Genomic DNA, 20,126 nt, shown 5'->3' with positions numbered 1-20,126 from the left:
TTTATAATAAATCCCCAAATTGTAAGGAAAATTTTTATAAACATAGACTTATCCACAATTTAATCCACATTGGTGGATAAGTATCAAAATCCTAGTTAAAAATTGAAATATAGGCTTTTGACTATGTGGATAGATTTTCTTATGAAAGGCATGGTAATGATTAGTTTAGAATACATTACAGATGAATTAAAAAATGAAATGAAAATGAATATTGCCGATCAATCGCAATATGATACATGGATAGATATACTAAAACCCTTAAATCTATACGAAAACACCCTTTATCTTGAGATTCCAAAATCAGAAATGATGTTTGTTTACGAAAAGATATGGACTCCAGCCCTCCAAGAGGCCCTAGATAAGATAAATAAAGAAAATGATTTTGATCTTAGGGTTGTAGTTATTGCCAAAGATAGCGATAGCTACAATAGGGTAATGGAAATGGGCAAAAATTATGAGGCCAATGGGCAAATGCGTTTAAAGGAAGTAAATAAGTTTCCAAAACCTATTCTTGACCGCAATTATACCTTTGAAAATTTTGTTCAAGGTAAGTCAAACCAATATGCCCACGCCATTGCAAGTGCAGTTACCCAAAATATTATAAATGACAATCCTACCAAAATTTATAATCCTCTCTTTATATATGGGGAATCAGGACTAGGAAAAACTCACTTGATGCAGGCTATAGCTCATAAGATTTTAGAAGAACGCGATGACTTATATGTTATGTATATTTCTAGTGAACGCTTTACAAATGAATTGATTGCTAGTATACAACCATCTAGCAAAAATAAAAACCAAAACCTAAACCAAGAATTTAGAGATAAGTACAGGTCAGCTGACATACTATTAATAGATGATATTCAGTTTTTATCTAACAAAGAAGGTACACAAACAGAGTTATTTCACACCTTCAATGACCTCTACTATGCTGATAAGCAAATCGTCCTATCATCTGATCGACCACCCCTTGAAATAAAGGACTTGGAAGACAGATTATTATCCAGATTTTCATGGGGAATTACAGTAGATATTGGCAAACCAGATTTTGAAACCCGTGTTGCAATCCTTCAAAGAAAATCTGATGAACTAGGTGCCTATATAGATAATGAAATTTTAACCTATATAGCAGAAAATATTGATACAAATATCAGAGACCTAGAAGGAGCCTTATCAACAGCCATAGCCTATGCTAAGGGTGATAATAGAAATACTATAAATATGGATGATGCTAAAAAGGGTGTCAATACTAGAAGTCTTAATAAGAAAAAACACGTAAGCATAGAGGATATACAAAGATTTGTGGGCGAGAAATATAATGTAAAAGTTACTGATATAAAAGGAAAATCCAGGAAAAAAGATTTAGTTCGTCCAAGACATATTTCAATGTATCTTGCCCGTGACATCCTAGATGATAGTTTAGTTACAATATCAAATGCCTTTGAACGTGACCACACTACAGTCATGCATGGGATTGATAAAGTAAAAGATGAGATGGCCCTAGATCCTGATTTTAAGGATGAGATAGAAAGTCTAAAAAAAGCAATTACAGAGTAAAATGTGTATATCTTGGTGGATATAATTGTGGATAAGTCGAAATTTATATTTTAACAATCTATGAAAAAGGATATGTGGATAAAGACTAAAGTTATCCAAGACTTTTCCTTAAGCGATTTTGGAAAAATTTTGGCATATTTTAAACATCAATTAGACTTATCCACATATATACACCCCCTACTACTAATACTACTAAATATATATAGTTATATGAGGAGCACTTTATGAAAATTGAAGTAAAACAAAATGAGCTAATGAATGCTATCAACATAGCAAGTAAGGCAGTAAGCAAAAATACCAATATTCAAATTCATGAATTAATATACTTTGAGGCAAAAGATGATAGACTCTTACTGACTGCTTTTGATGGAGAAATTACAATTTTAACTTCTATCCCAGCCCTAGTAAAAGAAGAAGGTGAAATGGCAGTAAAGGCAAATCTATTTTCAGGTATCATTAGAAAATTACCAAATGATACTGTAAAAATCGAAATTAAAGATGGCAAAATAAATATCAGAAGCCAAAACTCAAACTTTAACCTAATAGCCTTTGAATATTTTGAAAAACAAGACTTATCATTGCCAGATTCTGAACCAATAGAAATTGCCAATGATAAATTAAAAAGATCTATCCTACAAACAGAATTTGCAACTAGCATAGATGAAACAAAACTTGCCCTAACAGGAATTTTATTTGAATTAAAGGAAAATTATCTAAATATGGTAGCCCTTGATGGTTATAGGGTGGCGCTTAAGAAAAATAAAATTGACTATCCTTCAGCCTTTGAAGATAGCGAATTTATTATCCCAAAAAGATCTCTTATGGAATGGTCTAGGATAATTTCTGATGATAATACAACTTACATTTTCAAAAATGAAAATGACATAGTATTTAAAAGTGAATCGACTACTATGTATTGCAAAGTAATTGACAAAAACTTTATAGACTACAGAAATATTATAAATGATATTTCTGATACATCAGTTATTTTAAGTAGGGACAGCCTAGCTCGTGCCCTTGACCGTGCCCAAGTACTTTCTGATCCAGGAAAAGCAAATCTTATTAGGATAGAAATTGCTGAAAACCACATGGTTATCAAATCAAACTCAGAAGTGGGAGATGTAAAAGAAGTTGTAGAAACTGAACAAAGTGGTGAAGACCTAGACATTGCCTTTAACGCTCGCTACATGCAAGAGGGTGTAAAAGCAAATGAGTCTGATAAGATAAAATTAACTTTCAAATCTTCATTAAATCCTTGCCTAATTTATCCAGTAGATAGCAAATATGAAGATGAAGAATTCACCTACCTTGTATTACCAGTTAGACTAGCAAATTAAAAAAGAAAGAAATTTTATGGAAAATTTAGAATTTGAAGCTGAAATGATAACCCTAAAAGACCTGCTAAAGGCTACCCAATTAGTCCATTCAGGTGGTCTTGCAAAACTAATTATCAAAGAAGAAGGAGTCCTCCTTAACGATGAGCCTTGCTTTATCCCTGGCAAAAAATTATACAAGGGCGATAGGGTTATTTTTGATAATATTAGCATAACAATCATATAATGTGGATAAGCGAAATAGAAGTTAAAAATTTTAGAAATTACCAAAATGAGAATGTAAATTTTAATGATGGTATAAATATTTTTTTGGGAGACAATGCCCAAGGCAAGACTAATCTTCTAGAATCCTTATATTACCTAGCCAATGCCACATCCTTTAAAAAAATACGTGATAGGGACATAATTAGCTTTGGCAAAGACCTCATGCATTTAAGGGGGCTAATAAGAAAAGACAGGTATTTTAAAAAGGTTTTAATAGATATTGAAGATGGGGAAAAGAAAATTTGCGTAAATGGAGTAAAATATGAGAGGAACAAAGATTTAAAGGCACTTTTCTCTTTGGTTTTATTTACTCCAGAAGACTTGTTAATTATAAAAGAAGGACCAAATCTTAGACGTGATTTGATAGATGAAATCATAATCTCCATTGATTTTGCCTACAAAAATAGCAAAAAAGAGTATGAAAAATTAATTTACCAAAGAAATAAACTTTTGAAAAAGCAAAATTCTCCTTATTTTAATCAGCAATTGGATGCCTTTGATAAGGGGCTTGTTAAATACGGCTTTAAAATTTTTAAACGCAGGGCCAAATTTATAAAAATAATCGACCAATTTGCAAATGACTATCACAGCAAACTTTCAGCAGGCAAGGAGGATTTAAGACTTATTTACAATCCAGATATAAATGCTGATTCTTTGGAAGATTATTATCAAAAATTTGTAAGTGCAAGAAATGATGACCTTAGATATATGACTACCCAAAGGGGAATCCATAAGGATGAGATTGATATTACAATCGATGATAGACTCATCAAAAATTTTGGCTCCCAAGGCCAGCAAAGGTCCGCAATTTTAAATATAAAACTTGCCCAAGTAAAACTAATTATGGAAGTGACAGGTGAAAAATCTGTCATTTTGTTTGATGATGTTTTCTCAGAGCTAGATGAAAAAAGATCTCATTTTCTTTTGGAAAACCTAGCGGGCTATCAGACAATTATAACAGCTACCAACACCAAGTCTTTGGATATGGTAGATAAGTCAAATATCAGAAAAATTGCAAATGGCAAGATTTTAGATGTTTGAATGAGAAAGGAAAAATATGACAGAAACTAATTATGATGCCGGTAATATTAAGGTTTTAGAAGGACTTGAACCTGTCCGTCTAAGACCTGGGATGTATATCGGTTCGACAAGCGAAAAAGGACTTCACCATTTGGTTTACGAAGTTGTAGACAACTCCATAGATGAAGCCCTAGCTGGTCGTTGTGATTACATAAAAGTAACTGTATCAGAAGATAATATTATTAGTGTAGAAGACGATGGATCAGGTATCCCAGTAAAAGAACACCCACAAACTGGAAAATCAACTCTAGAAACTGTTTTAACTGTTCTTCACGCTGGTGGTAAATTTGACTCATCTGCCTACCAATTTTCAGGTGGACTACACGGGGTAGGGGTTTCAGTAGTAAATGCCCTTTCAGAATACCTAATCGCTGATGTCAAAAGAGATGGCCACCACTACAGGATGAGCTTTGAACGAGGAGTCGCTACAAGTGATCTTGAAGTTTTAGAAGAAACATCAGAAACTGGTACAACTATCACCTTCAAACCAGATGCAGAAATATTTGAAACAACAGAATTTGACAAAAAAACCTTGGAACGCAGATTCCGTGAAATGGCATTTTTAAATTCTGGAGTACAAATTATTTTTGAAGATGAACGTGATGAATCTACTCAAACATTTAAATACGACGGTGGGGTTAGCGAATTTGTAGAATATTTAAACCGCAACAAAGATCCAATAATGGAAACTATTCCACATTTTGTAGGTAGCCAAGAAGAAACAGAAATTGAAATTGCTTTCCAATATACAGATTCATATAGCGAAAATATCCTAACCTTTGCAAATAATATTTACACACCAGAAGGTGGTACACATCTATCAGGATTTAGATCAGCCCTAACCCGTGGTGTAAATGATTATGCCCGTAAATATAAAATTCTTAAGGAAAATGAAGACAATCTCCAAGGTGAAGATGTCCGTGAAGGAATGACAGCCATAGTTTCTGTAAAAATATCTGAACCACAATTTGAGGGTCAAACAAAAGCAAAACTTGGTAACTCAGAGGTAAGGGGAGCTGTTGATACATTTTTCTCTAACAAATTAGAATCATTTTTAGAAGAAAATCCAAAAGTTGCAGCAACTATCCTAGATAAGGCCCTATCTTCAAGAAGAGCCAGAGAAGCTGCAAGAAAAGCAAGGGACCTTACTCGTAAAAGATCAATTTTAGATAGCGCTACCCTTCCAGGTAAACTTGCCGACTGCCAATCAACAGATATTGGCGAAAATGAAATCTTTATCGTCGAAGGTAACTCTGCTGGTGGTTCTGCCAAAGGTGGCCGTGACAATAAAACCCAAGCCATCCTGCCATTACGTGGAAAAATCTTAAATGTTGAAAAAGCAAAACTTGATAGAATTTTAAATTCTGAAGAGATAAAGGCAATGATTACAGCCTTTGGTACAGGAATAGGCAAAGATTTTGATATTTCAAAACTAAGATACGGCAAAATCATCATCATGACAGATGCCGATGTCGATGGTGCCCACATCCGTACCCTGCTTTTAACTTTCCTATATAGATATATGAAGGATTTAATCGATGATGGCCACGTATATGTAGCCCAACCACCCCTTTATAAAATTTCCCAAGGCCGCAGCGAACGTTATGTATATACAGATGCAGAACGTGATAAGGTCTTAAAAGAAATTGGCGAACAATCTTACAAAATCCAAAGATATAAGGGTCTTGGTGAGATGAATGCCGAACAACTTTGGGATACAACAATGAATCCAGATAATAGGATTTTATTGCGCGTTGTGGAAGATGACGAATCAACAACAACTGATGATACCTTTGCCCTACTAATGGGAGAAAAGGTAGAACCACGCCGCGAATTTATCGAAGAAAACGCCAAATACGTAACAAATATTGACGTATAGGAGGCAAAATGACAGAAATTAAAAATGATAATAATATTATAAATGTTAATCTAGAAGACAAGATGAAGGATGCCTACCTAGATTATTCTATGTCAGTTATAGTTTCTCGTGCCCTACCAGATGTACGCGATGGACTAAAACCAGTTCATAGAAGAATTCTTTATGGTATGGAGGGCCTAGGTCTTGATCCAAACAAACCAACTAGAAAATCTGCCAGAGTTGTTGGGGAAGTAATGGGTAAATATCACCCTCACGGTGACTCAGCCCTTTATGATGCCCTAGTAAGACTTGCCCAAGATTTTTCAACCAGATATCCCCTTGCCCAAGGACAAGGTAACTTTGGTTCAATAGATGGTGATGACCCAGCGGCAATGCGTTATACAGAAGTACGTATGTCTAAAATTGCCAAGGAAATGCTACGTGATATTAACAAAAACACCGTAGATTTTATGCCAAACTTTGATGAAGAAGAACTAGAACCAACCATCTTGCCATCTAGATTTCCAAATCTTTTGGTAAATGGATCTAGCGGTATAGCCGTAGGTATGGCAACCAATATGGCTCCTCACAACCTAAATGAAGCCATCGATGCATCCATTGCCTACATGAAAAATCCTGAAATCTCTATTGAAGAACTAAATCAAATCATAAAAGGACCAGATTTTCCAACTGGTGCAAAGATTTTAGGAAAAAATGGTATCAAGGAAGCCTACGAAACTGGCCGTGGAAAAGTAAAAATACGCGGTATAGCAGAAATAGAACCATTTAAGAAAAATCGTGAAAGAATCATAGTTTCAGAAATCCCATACCAAGTGAATAAGGCAAGGCTAATCGAAAAAATTGCTGATTTGGTAAAGGATAAGAGAATAGATGGTATATCTGATATCCGTGATGAGTCAGACCGTAAGGGTATGAGAATCGTAATCGAAATCAAACGCGATTCAAATGCAAATATTGTTTTAAATAATCTTTACAAATACACCCAACTTGAAACAACCTTTGGTATTATAAACCTTGCCCTAGTAGATGGCATTCCAAAAGTCCTAACCCTTAAGGAATTAATCAAATATTATATAGACCACCAAAAAGAAGTTGTTACAAGAAGAACCCAATTTGACCTAGACCGTGCCAAAGCACGTAAGCATATAGTAGAAGGATTGATAATTGCCATTGATAATATCGATGAAATAATCAAAATCATCCGTTCTTCATATGATGATAATCAAATCAAGGGAATATTCCTAGAAAGATTTGGCCTAACAGACTTACAATCTCAAGCAATCCTTGATATGAGATTAAAACGTCTATCAGGACTTGAAATTGAAAAGCTAAACGCCGAAAACAAGGAACTTGAAGAAACTATTTCATATTTGATGGGCATTTTGGACTCAGAAGAAAAATTAATCGAACTAATCGAAGAAGAATTAAATGAGATTAAAGAAAAATACGGTGATGAACGCCGTACTAAACTTGTAGCTGATGAGGGAGAAATCGACCTTGAAGAATTAATTGAGGAAGAAGATATCCTAATTACTCTTACAAATGATGGTTACATCAAACGTCTACCAGTAGATACCTACAAGGTACAAAATCGCGGTGGCAAGGGAATCTCAGCTGCAAACACAAAAGAAGATGACTTTATCAAACGCATCATGACTACAAATACCCACGAAGATTTACTATTTTTCACTTCATTTGGTAGGGTTTATAGCTTAAAAGGATACCAAATCCCAGAAGGAAGCCGTACTAGCCGTGGTCAAGCCATAATAAATATCTTATCCCTAAATTCAGGTGAAAAAATTACAGAAATTATGCCACTTTCTGACCTAGAAGATGATGATCAAATAGTACTTCAAACAAAATATGGTAAAATTAAGAAGACAGATGCAAATAACTTTACATCCATCCAAAGAAATGGAATCATAGCCATAGGCCTAGAAGAGGGAGATAAGCTAATATCTGCCCGCCACATTGCCAAGGAAGAAGAACTAATAATTTCAACCAAAAATGGTATGACTATCCAATTTAATACAGAAGATGTAAGAAGCATGGGCCGTCAAGCTCGTGGTGTTCGTGCTATAAGGCTAAACAAAGATGATGAAGTAGTAGCTATGAATATCAAGGGAGATGAAACCTACCTACTTGTTGTAACAGAAAATGGTTTTGGTAAGAAAACATCCTTTAATAACTTCAACAATCAAAACAGGGGTGGAAAAGGAATCAGATGCCATAAAGTTACAGAAAAAACAGGTTGCGTAGTAGATACTCTGCCAGTAGACCTTGATGATGATGTATTGATGGTATCCCTAAATGGTGATATGATTAGAATAACTGCAAAAGATATTTCAACCACAGGTAGAAATACTATGGGAGTTACATTAAAAAATTTGAAAGATGAGTCAGACAAAATCGTATCAGTTGCTAAATATGATGCTAGCCTTGGAGTAGAAGTAGAGGAAGAAAATGTTTGATAAAAAAATAGAGACAATAGATGACATTCAAACCATAAAATTAATCGGCGACCTAGATGTATATTCAGAAGATGAATTTAAATCATTTATAGATGAAGAGATTAATCCAAATAAGGATGTAAGAATAGATTTAAAAGAATTAGACTACCTAGACTCAACCGGCCTTGGTATGTTTATGAATATCTACAAAATGGTAAATGAAAATGGCAAAGAAATAAAAATCATCAATGCCAAGGACAATATCCAAAAATTATTTAAAATAACTGATTTAACAGATCTATTTGATATGGAGTAGAAAATGGAAAAAATCAGCATAACAATACCCCCAAAAAAACTATATATAAAATCAATCAGACTTTTTACAGCATCACTAGCAAGTGACCTAGGATTTAATATAGAAGAAGTGGAAGATTTAAGGGTAGTGGTAAGTGAAGCCATTAACTACAAACTATCAGACACAGATGTGACTATAGAATTTCTTCCAGCAGAGAAAAATCTTGAAATCCGTGTCTTAGGCAATGACAAGTCTCTAGATGAAAGAGCACTCAAAATGCGTGATTTGATTTTAAAAGAACTAGCAGATGAAGTAAATATAAATGATGGAGAAATCAAAATCATCCAAAGGGCTAAGTAATGACAGATAAAAAACAGCCAGATAAAAATGATCAAGCATACAAAGAAGAAATCAAAAAGAAATTTGAAGAGTATTCTAAAACACGTGACAAAAAGCTCCGTGATGAGCTAATAGAAGAGCATATGTATATAGTAGACATCCTTTCAAACAAATATGTAGGAAAGGGAATCGAAAAAGAAGACCTCTATCAAGTTGCAAGCCTTGGACTAATCTATGCAGTAGATAGGTTTGACCCATCAAAAGGCTATGAGTTTTCTTCCTTTGCAACTCCAACAATAATGGGAGAGTTAAAACGCTACTTTAGAGATAAGGGTTGGGTAATAAGAGTACCAAGACGTATCCAAAACCTTTATAAAAAAATAAATAACGCCAAAAAAGTATTGCCACAAGAACTTCAAAGAACCCCAACTGTAAAAGATATAGCAGATTATTTGGGAGAGGATGAAGAAACGATACTCGAAACCATGGAAGCAAGTAAGGTTTACTCACCACAAAGTCTTGATATGAAATACCAAGTCCAAAAGGGAGAAAATTCTATAGACCTTGCCGACATGATAGGCGAAGAAGATAGAAACTTTGATTCAGTAGAACTTACAGATTTGATAGAAAAATCAACTGCAAGGCTAAATGAACTAGAAAAAGAAATTTTGCAGCTAAGATACTATGAGGGTCGCACCCAAATAGATATTGCAGAAACCCTAGACATCAGCCAAATGACTGTATCAAGGCTAGAAAAGAAAATAGTCCAAAAATTCACACTAGAATTAGAAAAAATGGAAACAATCTAATCCACGGCCAAGCCGTGGATTTTGTGTTTCACGTGAAACACTATTGATAATAATTTAGTAAACGTTTACTTTTTGAAAAGATTGGGTATGATTGATAATGAATATCAAACCTAAAAGCGAAAATTTTATGAAAATTTATGAAAATTTTATTTTGGAGGGAAAATGGAAAGACTAGACAGATATGAGCTATTTATAAATGGTGAATGGATAAAACCTGAAAGTGGAGAATATATTGACATTATAAGCCCATCTACAGGAGAAAAACTTGGTGAGTTTGCAGCAGCAAATGATGCTGATGTGGACAAGGCAGTTGCGGCAGCTCGTGAGGCTTTTGAGGGAGAGTATGGTTCATGGAGCAAGGAGCAAAGAGTCCAACTACTTTTAGATATAGCAGCAAAAGTAGATGAAAATGCAGATTACCTTGCAGAATTAGAATCAATGGACAATGGTAAACCAATCCGTGAAACAAAGGGTGGAGACATACCACTAGTTTCTGACCACTTTAAATACTTTGCAGCAGTTCTAAGAGCAGATGAAGATGAAATTACAAAACTAGGCGGAAGATTTATCTCAGTTAGAAAACGTGAACCAATAGGTGTAGTTGGACAAATGATTCCATGGAACTTCCCACTACTAATGGCAGCATGGAAACTTGCCCCAGCTATTGCTGGAGGAAATACAATTGTAATCTCTCCATCAAGCCACACCTCACTTTCTATACTAGAATTTATGAGACTAATCGAAGATGTATTGCCAAAAGGAGTTATCAACCTAGTAACAGGTAAGGGATCAAAAACTGGTGAATACCTACAACACCACAAAGGTTTTGACAAACTTGCCTTTACAGGATCAACAGCAGTTGGACGTCACATAGGTATTTCTGCAGCAGAAAACCTAATCCCAGCTACTCTTGAGCTAGGTGGTAAATCAGCTCACGTAATCTTTGATGATTGCGATATGCAAAAAGCAATCGAAGGAGCCCAAGTAGGTATTCTATTTAACCAAGGAGAAGTGTGCTCTGCAGGATCAAGATTATTTATTCAAGAAACAATCTATGATGAATTTGTAGAAAAATTAGTAAAAGCCTTTGAAAATGTAAAAGTTGGAGACCCACTAGACCCAGAAACACAAATGGGAGCCCTAAGAGATAAAGAAAGATTTACAGTAATCGAAGAATTTATCGAAAAAGCTAAAGCAAGCGGTGGTGAAGTCCTAACAGGTGGCCACCCACTAACAGAAAATGGCCTAGATAAAGGAGCATTCTTTGCACCAACAATTCTTGCAAATGTGCCAGAAGATAACGATGCAGTAAAAGAAGAAATCTTTGGACCAGTTGTAGTAGTAGATAAGTTTAAAGACGAAGAAGACGTAATCAAAAAAGCAAATGACTCTCGATACGGTCTAGCAGGTGGTATCTACTCAAATGATATCTATAGAATCATGAAAGTAGCTAATGGTGTAAGAACAGGAAGAGTGTGGGTAAACACCTACAACCAATTCCCAGCAGGATCATCATTCGGTGGTTACAAAGAATCAGGTATCGGCCGTGAAACAGACAAGCTTGCTTATGAAGCCTACACCCAAGTTAAAAATATCATGATTGATGGATCAGAAGATAAACTAGGTATGTTTTAAGAAAAATAAGAATTAAAAATCAGATCTCAAATGAGGTCTGATTTTTTTATGTGATTTTCTACCCATTCTAATAAATCATTTTCAGTTAAATTAGAACTTGCAATGCCCATTATTATATCAATTAGTTCATCTTGGCTATATGATAAGGCATAATTATTAGCATCCAATAAGATAACTAAACAGTGGGCGCCTATTCTCTTGTTTCCATCAACGAATGGATGATTCATAACCAAAGAATAGCACAAATGAACTGCCTTTCTTACCACTCCATCGTATAGGTCTTTACCGTCAAAAGTTTGATAAGGACTATTAATAGATAGATCTAGCAATTCATTGTCTCTAATATTACTATCTCCACCATATTGCTCTACAAGAAGTTTGTGGAGTAAAATTATATCTTCTTTACTAAATTTTTTCATTCTGCTAATTTCTTATATGCTTCATCATTAATTTTGCTATATTTTTCATGTAGTTTCATGATTTCTTCTTGTGTGAGAAAATCATCATCATTATTTTGATTAAATTCATGGATTACATACTTTGGAGCATTATTTTTCATAATAACTGCAGCTCCCATCTCATCTACTAATCTAGCAACTTTAGAAAAATTTTGGTTTGCTTCTGTAATAGAAACCATAGTTCTTGTATCTATTTTCATGTTTAGCCTCCTTATTAGGATATATTATACCTACTTATAATCCTAAATCGAATTTTGAGAGACATTTTACCTATGCTATAATAAATAGGAAAAGAGGTGGAATTTTGAATCAGAGAGAGCAAAAGCAAAAAGCAATAGAATTTGTAGAAAGATGGCGTGGACTTGGCAATGAAAAGGCCGAAAGTCAGAGATTTTGGTTAGATTTACTCCAAAATGTATACGGAGTTGACCAGCCAACCTCATATGTCAGATTTGAAGAAAAAGTCGTTATAGATAATGCGTCATTTATAGATATCATAATCCCAGAAACCCATGTCCTTATCGAGCAAAAATCTAGAAATAAGAGTTTGGATAAGGCAATATTACAATCAGATAAATCACTCTTATCTCCCTTCCAACAAGCCAAAAGATATTCAGCAGAATTGCCATACTCAAAAAGGCCAAGATGGATAGTAACAAGCAATTTTAAAGAATTTTATATATATGACATGGAAAAACCAACTGGAGAGCCAGAAAAAATCCTCCTATAAGATTTGCCAGAAGAAGCCTACAGGATGAACTTTTTGGTAGACAAAAAGGATGAAAATATCATCAAAGAAATGGAAATTTCCCTCCAAGCTGGGGAGATAGTAGGTTTTTTATATGATGCCCTTTTAAATGAATACAACAATCCCAAAGATCCTCAAACCCTAAAAGACCTAAACGTACTTTGTGTTCGCCTAGTATTTTGCTTTTATGCAGAAGATGCAGGACTATTTGGCCACCATAATATGTTCCATGATTACCTGGCCAAATTTGAAGAAAGTAACTTTAGGAGTGCCCTCATAAGCCTATTTAATATCCTAAATCAGCCAGAAGATAAAAGAGACCCATACCTCGACCCAGAATTATTAGCATTTCCATATGTAAATGGAGGCTTATTTGCCGAGCAAAATATAGAAATCCCAAGGCTAAATCCCTTTATCCGAGACATTATTTTAGAAAAAGCCAGCCGAGGCTTTGATTGGAGCAAAATCTCCCCAACCATCTTTGGGTCAGTATTCGAATCCACCCTAAACCCAGAAACCCGCCGTGCAGGAGGCATGCACTACACATCCATAGAAAATATCCACAAGGTAATTGATCCCCTATTTTTAAACGACTTAAACGAAGAATTCGACCAAATCAAGGCCATAAAGACAGAAAAAATCAGAAATAGCAAACTAGAAGCTTTTCAAAACAAGCTAGCCAGCCTAAAATTCCTAGATCCAGCAGCAGGTAGTGGGAACTTTCTTACAGAAACCTATATATCCCTTAGAAAACTAGAAAATGAAGCCATCAAAACCCGTTTTGGTGACCAAATATTTATGGGAGATGTAGAAAATCCCATCAAAGTAAGCCTAAATCAATTTTATGGTATAGAAATAAATGACTTTGCAGTAACAGTAGCAAAAACTGCCCTATGGATATCAGAAGACCAAATGATGAAAGAAACAGAGGAAATCATTCACGCAAACATAGACTTTTTGCCACTCAAATCCTACGCCAACATAGTAGAAGGCAATGCCTTAAGGATGGACTGGGAAGAAGTAGTGGCTAAAGATGATTTGGATTATATAATGGGTAATCCGCCTTTTGTTGGACATCAAAATAGGTCAAAAATACAACAAAAGGATATGGATATAATATTTAATCAAGGTAATTTTAAAAAGCTAGATTATGTTGTAGCTTGGTACAAAAAAGCCATGGAATATATCAATAATCAAAGAATCCACGTTGCATTTGTATCTACAAACTCTATAGTTCAAGGTGAGCAAGCAGTACTGATGACTGAACTATTTTCAGATAAATACTCTATAGATTTTGCATATCATTCATTTGTTTGGAACAGCGAAGCTAAATTTAAAGCAGCTGTTCACTGTGTAATAATAGGATTTAGCTTTTTTAAGTTTTCTAAAGAAAATAAATATATTTTCGACTCTAAAAATGGAATAAAAAAAGCTAAAAGAATAAATAACTATTTGTTAGATGCTCCTGATATAATATTAGAAAGTAGAGGTAAGCCTAAAGGCAATGTTCCTAAAATGATAAAAGGAAGCCAGCCAACTGATGGAGGAAATTTAATATTCTCACAAAAAGAATTTGAAGAGTTTATAAAAAAATATCCTACAAAAGGACATTTATTAAAAAAATATGCCGGTGCTGATGATTACATTAATAATAAGACTAGATATTGCCTATGGTTAGTAGATATAAACCCAACCGAATATAGAAATATTCCTGAAATAAGAAAAAGATTAGAAAATGTTAGGGATAAAAGATTAACATCTCCAACGAAATCAGTGCAAAAAGATGCTGAAATTCCATATTTATTTACACAAATAAGACAACCTAAAAACGATTATTTAATTATACCAAGAGTTTCATCAGAGAGAAGAAAGTATATACCAATTGGATATGTAGATAAAAATTTAATAGCTAGTGACTCCACTCAGATATTAAATAGTAAAGAAATATATTTGTTTGGTGTTTTATTATCAAACGTTCATATGGGATGGATGAGATTTGTTGCGGGAAGATTAGAAATGAGATATAGATATTCACCGTTTGTCTACAACAACTTCCCATGGCCAGACCCAAGCCAAGAACAAAAACAAAAAATAGAAAAAACTGCCCAAGCTATCCTCGATGCCCGTGACCTTTATCCAGCATCATCATTGGCAGACTTATATGATGAGCTTACTATGCCAAAGGAACTTCGACGTGCCCACCAAGAAAATGACAAGGCAGTCATGGAAGCCTATGGTTTTGACTGGCGTACTATGACTGAGTCTGAGTGTGTGGCTGAGCTTATGAAAATGTACCAAGACTTGGTAAATCAAAAATAATTTTTTGCACAAGAAAACCCATAGGATCCTATGGGTTTATTTTTATTTATCTTTCTCTTGGTCTCTTAGACTCTCATCAAAGGCATCCATTATTAATTTGAAAACCTGATCCCAATCTTCTTTTTTGTTTACATCGTATTTGTTCATATCGATTTTGATTTTTGGGGAGTAATTGTATTCTTCGTACCATTTTTGGTATTCGGAGTGGAGGAGTTTGAAGTAGGCTAGGTCTTTTTTGCCTTTTTCTGTATTTTCATCTATTTGTTCAAAAACTCGGCCTCTTTTGGCTAGATTTGATAAAAACTTTTCAAATGTTATGTCAAGATAAACCAGCAAGTCTGGAGCTTTTTTGGGCATGTCTTCGATTTCTTCTAGCATATTGTCTAAAAGGTCTTTGTAGACATCGTATTCTACCTGGGTGATGTTATTCTCCATTAGATTTATCCTGGTAAATAGTTCATCTTCGTAGATGCTACGGTCGAGGACGTTTTTATTATTTTTTAGGGCCTTTTTTATTAATTTAAATCTTTCGTTTAAAAAATATATTTGAAGCAAAAATGCGTATTTTTCTTTGTTGTTATAATAAAGAGGCAGGATGGGATTTTCATCTACTGGCTCTATCATTAGGTCTGTGCCAAGTTCGTGGGCAAGTTTTGCTGATACTGTTGACTTGCCAGCTGCTATCATTCCAGCTAATACTATCACTGTCATAGGTCTCCTTGTTTTAAATATTTTGCTAAATATTTATCGATTAAAATTTTATTTATTAATTGATTTTTGTTTGGTAAGTAAATTTAATTTAATTATTTAGTTTGTTACTTCGTTTATTGGGGGCCACTTTAAGGGCGTTTCGATTCGCCCTCCAAAGTGCCCCCAAACCCCCAACAAACTCACCCTAACGACCCCTGCGCGGGGTGCGTTTTTTGGTAGGAATCGCTTTGCGATGTCCGTTTTTAAGGGAAAATGTGGGCTTTTTTCAAAAGCCTACAAAATAATAAAAAAGAATTCGCGAAGCGAACTTCTACTGCTCATTGCTCTCCGCAGGAGCAGAGGGGGTGAAATGGGTCGGGGGTCTGGGGAAGGGCCAGAGGGGCCTCTGCAGCCCCTACGGCCCTGCTCCCCAGAATTCGGAGTGATAAATCAAATTAATAATTCATTTAATTACCGAAGCAAATCTTTAGTCATTAGTTTAAAAAATTTTAGTAATTAAATTTGTACAGTAGCTTAATTTCTATTTCGATTTTAGAAGTCACTTCATTAACCGGAAGGACTTGTTTTTCCCCTAAACGATCCCTGCGTGGGAGAGTTTTTAGGAATTGCTTAACGTTATACGTTCTAAGAGGGAAAATTTATAATCTAAAAAAACCCTTTTTATTTTAATCTTTATTTAGCCTTGGTTTTTACTATACCTTTATATTTGGATTATTTTTTAGATTTTTATTTTATTTATTTTTCATTTTTCTTTTATATTTTTGATAAATCTTTTTTTACTAGCTTTATATGACGATTGTTTTTTACCAATACTCTTAAATTTGCCCACAAAAAATCCCCTCTACTTATATATAGAGGGGATTGGGGTTTTTTCCCTAGTTTTCTTCTGTTTGTTCTCCTGGGTACATTTTGCTGGATCCTGGGAACATATTTCCTAGTTCTTCAAATATTAGTCCTATATCGCCTGTGCCTGTTTCTTCTAGTCTTGCCATTGCTCTGGTGTAGGCTATGTCTATGTCGTTGTTGGTCATTTGGTTGACACTTGCTGGGCTAAATTCGTAATATTGGACTAGGGATGCTTTGATTGCATCGTAGTCTGTTTGGCTTGAGCCGTATTTTTTGATTTTGTTTTTGCTTGTTGTATTTTCTGATTTTTGTTCGTCTAATGAACTTTCGCTTTCGGTGGTTTCTTCTTCTTCCTCTTCGCCAAAGAGAATTGCTGCTGCATTTTCTACATAATCTTCATAATATAGGTCTATATCATCTTCGTAGGCCTTGTGGAAGGCGTCTTGGACACTTTTATCATCTATTGCCCACACCTTGTTTGATGGATAACCCATATCAATCATTAATTGTCTTTCGTAATCAAAAGTACCATTGTAGTCGCCTTCTTCTGCGGCTTCTTGGTTATATCTATTTTCTACAGAGTCTAGTGGGAATTTGTTTGATAATTCTGGATACATTTTTGCTAGGTCTTGGAAAACAAAGTCTTTTGCATCCCAATATCCAGTTTCTTCGCTTAATTGATTTGCATCTTCGATTAATTTTTCTAAATCATCATCGGTTAGGTTTTTTACAAGGGTTGGTGAAAATTCACCTATATTTAGGATCATATCGCGCCATTTGTTTAGGTCTGTGGCATCATTTTTATCTTCATTTTCATTTGTTTGAGTTTCTTCAGTTTGATCTTGCTTTTCATCAACTATGTCTTGATTTTCTACTGGGCCATCTAGGGCTTGGGAGATAGTTTCTTCTGAAACTGCTGTTTTGCTTGCATTTTGATCGCAAGCTGTCAGTGTAAGGACTAGTCCAAGTGCAATTATAATTTTGTTATTTTTCATAAGGGCCTCCTAATCAATTTTTATTTTACCCTATTTCGCTAAATTTTAGTAGTTGGAGGGTTAATTGTAACCAAATTTTAACTATTTATCCTAATAAAGCTTAAAATATTTCAAAAAATTGTAACCTTTTTGTTGCAATTTATAAAAAAATAGATTATAATAGGTTCAGTGATTAAAAAATAAAGAACAATTTGTAATAATATTGTAATATAGAGTGAGGGAGAATAATGAAAAAATTTAACAAAACATTGTTACTTGCCTCAACATTATTTGTATCCACTGCTGTTACTACAGCCGATAAATCATATGCTGATGAGGGGTATGACCTAAATGTTGAACCGAGCAAGTCGACTAATTTAGATAACTACGAAACCGATGAAAGCGAAAATTTAGAAGCAGAGCAAAATTCTGATATTAATTCACCAGAAGTAAACAACTACGACGATCAAGCTATCTCAAACCACGAATCTATTGATCAATCCCAAAGCCTTACACCACAAGAAAATACTACAGACTTACAAAACACAGATTCTAAACTAACAGAAGCTGATTTTAGTGTTGAATTAAATGATGAAGAAAAACCAGCAGAAGAAGTACAAGTTCAAACTCCATCTAGCGCTGATGTAAATGATGTAATTTACTATGACAATTCAAACCTAGATGAAGCATTAAATGAAGATTACAATGCAGCAGAAGCTCAAAGTGTATCTAATTATCAAAATGCAGAAGTTTCTCAAACTACAGAAGTAGAAAATAACTTAAAAGAAGAAAAACAAGATTCAGCAGAAAATACAGAAGAAACCAAAGAAGAAGAAACAAATCTTGACCAAACAAATTACTATGCTCCAAAAGGGACAGGATACTTTGTTTATGAAGGAAATAATACAAAATATTACGAAGATAACAAGCTTGTAAAAGGCACAAATGTTATAGTAAAAGATAAATTTTATGAAATTGACAAAAAAGGCAATGCAACAAATCCAAAAACTCTTTGGGGACGTATTGGCGATAATATTTATTATATGAATGAAAAGGGCAATCTAACAAAGGGTATTGCCCAAATCAAAGACAAAAAATATTATTTCAACAAAGAAGGCCAACTACAAAGAAACAAAAAAATTGTAACAGGTGAGGCTCACTACGAATTAGCTAATGATGGTTCTATGACTGCACCTAAAAATAGCTGGGTTACAATAAACAAAAACAAATACTACAACGACAATAACGGCAAACTTTTAAAGGGTATTGCTACAATTGGCAACAAATCATACTATTTTAACGACAGAGGAACACTAACCACAAACAAAAAACTAGTTACAGCTGACAAATACTATGAAGTTGACAGAAATGGTGTAGCAACAAACATAAAAAATAAATGGTTTACAATAGCTGGCAATACATATAGATCAGATAACAATGGTAAAATTGCTAAGGGTGCCCAAACAATCAACAAAAATCTTTACGTTTTTGATGATAATGGAAAATTAGAACAAAATAAATCATCTATTTATGCAGGTAAATTCTACAAATCAGATGCCAAAGGTCTAGCAAAAGTTATTAAAAACTCATGGGTAGAACTAGATGGCAAAAAATACCACACAAACGAAGCAGGATTTGTAAAAGAAGGTGTGTGGAGAATAGACGGAAATTATTATTATTTCACACAAAATGGCCTAACACCAAACCAAACAGTTACACAAAAAGGTGTTGTATACACAGTAGATGCTAATGGTGTAGCAACAAAAGAAGATAACAACATTCCAGGAGAAAAAAGCATTGATAAAGTAATGGAATGGATGTTTGCTGCAAGAGATAAAAAAATGACATACAATATGGGAGCTGGTAGAAACTCAGCAACACAAGCTGACTGTTCATCAGCAGTTTACAGAGCCCTAATCCACGGTGGATTCCTAAATAAGGGAGCATGGGTTGGTAACACAGAAACTCTTTTCCAAATGGGAGCAAAGGGTACTGTAATGTATGAAATAAAAGAAAATGAACTTCAACACGGAGATATTTTCGTAGCAGGTATACCAGGTGGATCTATGGGAGCAGCAGGCCATACAGGCTTTATCCTAAATCCACAAGAAGATACAATCATCCACATGAACTATGGCAAAAATGGTGTAGCAGTAACACCTAGAAAAGGATACATGGGAGATAGCAGAGGCCTACCAGTAAAATACTTTAGACTTGTAGGAGCAAGCTCTAGTGGATCATATGTCAATAAAAAATAAGAAAAATATACTAACAGTCTAAGCAAAGCTTAGGCTGTTTTTTTTGTGGGCAAAATTAAAATTTATTCAAAACTCATTTATAAATAAAAAGGCATTAAAAAAATCAGATAATAAAAAATTTATATTTTCCTAAAAAAATGCATAGGCAAAGGATATCCACTTCTATGCTA

17 protein-coding genes are annotated in these 20,126 nt (G+C 34.4%); 13 read left to right on the top strand and 4 right to left on the bottom strand.

The annotated features are described in order from the left end of the window. Positions 1–123: 123 nt before the first annotated feature. From dnaA to ACF3NF_RS04455, 10 genes are all read left to right on the top strand, one after another. Positions 124–1,557 (top strand): chromosomal replication initiator protein DnaA, encoded by a 1,434-nt coding sequence (dnaA, locus tag ACF3NF_RS04500; protein ID WP_394022358.1) that lies wholly within the window; start codon positions 124–126, stop codon positions 1,555–1,557. A 224-nt stretch (positions 1,558–1,781) separates the two neighbouring features. Next, positions 1,782–2,894, top strand: coding sequence for a DNA polymerase III subunit beta (gene dnaN, locus ACF3NF_RS04495; RefSeq protein ID WP_394022357.1), 1,113 nt, complete (start codon positions 1,782–1,784; stop codon positions 2,892–2,894). 16 nt (positions 2,895–2,910) lie between these two features. Then, positions 2,911–3,117 carry an RNA-binding S4 domain-containing protein gene (locus ACF3NF_RS04490; RefSeq protein WP_394022356.1) on the top strand — a complete coding sequence of 69 codons (207 nt, stop codon included), beginning with the start codon at positions 2,911–2,913 and terminating at the stop codon, positions 3,115–3,117. Continuing rightward, positions 3,117–4,196 carry a DNA replication/repair protein RecF gene (gene recF, locus ACF3NF_RS04485; RefSeq protein ID WP_394022355.1) on the top strand — a complete coding sequence of 360 codons (1,080 nt, stop codon included), beginning with the start codon at positions 3,117–3,119 and terminating at the stop codon, positions 4,194–4,196. The genes ACF3NF_RS04490 and recF overlap by 1 nt, the downstream gene beginning before the upstream one ends. A 16-nt stretch (positions 4,197–4,212) precedes the next feature. Next, positions 4,213–6,114 carry a DNA topoisomerase (ATP-hydrolyzing) subunit B gene (gyrB, locus tag ACF3NF_RS04480; RefSeq protein WP_394022354.1) on the top strand — a complete coding sequence of 634 codons (1,902 nt, stop codon included), beginning with the start codon at positions 4,213–4,215 and terminating at the stop codon, positions 6,112–6,114. A gap of 8 nt (positions 6,115–6,122) precedes the next feature. Next, positions 6,123–8,585 carry a DNA gyrase subunit A gene (gyrA, locus tag ACF3NF_RS04475; protein ID WP_394022353.1) on the top strand — a complete coding sequence of 821 codons (2,463 nt, stop codon included), beginning with the start codon at positions 6,123–6,125 and terminating at the stop codon, positions 8,583–8,585. Beyond that, positions 8,578–8,880 carry an STAS domain-containing protein gene (locus ACF3NF_RS04470; protein ID WP_394022352.1) on the top strand — a complete coding sequence of 101 codons (303 nt, stop codon included), beginning with the start codon at positions 8,578–8,580 and terminating at the stop codon, positions 8,878–8,880. The genes gyrA and ACF3NF_RS04470 overlap by 8 nt, the downstream gene beginning before the upstream one ends. Positions 8,881–8,883: 3 nt before the next feature. Beyond that, positions 8,884–9,219, top strand: coding sequence for an ATP-binding protein (locus ACF3NF_RS04465; RefSeq protein WP_262121155.1), 336 nt, complete (start codon positions 8,884–8,886; stop codon positions 9,217–9,219). Further along, positions 9,219–10,007, top strand: a complete 789-nt coding sequence (locus ACF3NF_RS04460; RefSeq protein WP_394022351.1) for a SigB/SigF/SigG family RNA polymerase sigma factor — start codon at positions 9,219–9,221, stop codon at positions 10,005–10,007. The genes ACF3NF_RS04465 and ACF3NF_RS04460 overlap by 1 nt, the downstream gene beginning before the upstream one ends. Before the next feature lie 162 nt (positions 10,008–10,169). Next, complete coding sequence (locus ACF3NF_RS04455) at positions 10,170–11,642, top strand: aldehyde dehydrogenase family protein (protein WP_394022350.1); 1,473 nt, start codon at positions 10,170–10,172, stop codon at positions 11,640–11,642. Positions 11,643–11,668: 26 nt separating this feature from the next. Here ACF3NF_RS04455 and ACF3NF_RS04450 read toward each other — a convergent pair whose 3' ends face one another. Continuing rightward, positions 11,669–12,061: a type II toxin-antitoxin system death-on-curing family toxin gene (locus ACF3NF_RS04450; RefSeq protein ID WP_394022349.1), complete on the bottom strand. Its 393-nt coding sequence runs from the start codon at positions 12,059–12,061 to the stop codon at positions 11,669–11,671. Continuing rightward, positions 12,058–12,300 (bottom strand): type II toxin-antitoxin system Phd/YefM family antitoxin, encoded by a 243-nt coding sequence (locus ACF3NF_RS04445; RefSeq protein WP_394022348.1) that lies wholly within the window; start codon positions 12,298–12,300, stop codon positions 12,058–12,060. The genes ACF3NF_RS04450 and ACF3NF_RS04445 overlap by 4 nt, the downstream gene beginning before the upstream one ends. Positions 12,301–12,404: 104 nt before the next feature. On the opposite strand from ACF3NF_RS04445, the gene ACF3NF_RS04440 reads away from it, so the two are divergent. Next, the gene (locus ACF3NF_RS04440) at positions 12,405–12,830 is read left to right on the top strand and encodes a type IIL restriction-modification enzyme MmeI (protein WP_394022347.1); all 426 of its coding nucleotides are present in this window, start codon (positions 12,405–12,407) and stop codon (positions 12,828–12,830) included. 33 nt (positions 12,831–12,863) lie between these two features. Further along, positions 12,864–15,167 carry a class I SAM-dependent DNA methyltransferase gene (locus ACF3NF_RS04435; protein WP_394022346.1) on the top strand — a complete coding sequence of 768 codons (2,304 nt, stop codon included), beginning with the start codon at positions 12,864–12,866 and terminating at the stop codon, positions 15,165–15,167. Between the two features lie 42 nt (positions 15,168–15,209). Here the strand turns inward: ACF3NF_RS04435 and ACF3NF_RS04430 are convergent, their stop codons facing one another. Both ACF3NF_RS04430 and ACF3NF_RS04425 read right to left on the bottom strand, forming a co-directional pair. Further along, positions 15,210–15,878 (bottom strand): deoxynucleoside kinase, encoded by a 669-nt coding sequence (locus tag ACF3NF_RS04430; RefSeq protein WP_394022345.1) that lies wholly within the window; start codon positions 15,876–15,878, stop codon positions 15,210–15,212. 875 nt (positions 15,879–16,753) lie between these two features. Further along, entirely contained in the window at positions 16,754–17,719 is a 966-nt protein-coding gene (locus ACF3NF_RS04425) for a hypothetical protein (RefSeq protein WP_394022344.1), read from the bottom strand. A 227-nt stretch (positions 17,720–17,946) separates the two neighbouring features. On the opposite strand from ACF3NF_RS04425, the gene ACF3NF_RS04420 reads away from it, so the two are divergent. Further along, on the top strand, positions 17,947–19,956 hold the full coding sequence (locus ACF3NF_RS04420) for a peptidoglycan amidohydrolase family protein (protein WP_394022343.1): 2,010 nt from the start codon (positions 17,947–17,949) through the stop codon (positions 19,954–19,956). The last annotated feature ends 170 nt before the right edge of the window (positions 19,957–20,126 follow it).

It is taken from the genome of Anaerococcus martiniensis, assembly GCF_043187485.1.
Lineage (GTDB): Bacteria > Bacillota > Clostridia > Tissierellales > Peptoniphilaceae > Anaerococcus > Anaerococcus martiniensis.
The sequence above is the reverse complement of the archived record's forward strand: the minus strand, read 5'-3'. Positions and strand labels throughout refer to the sequence as shown.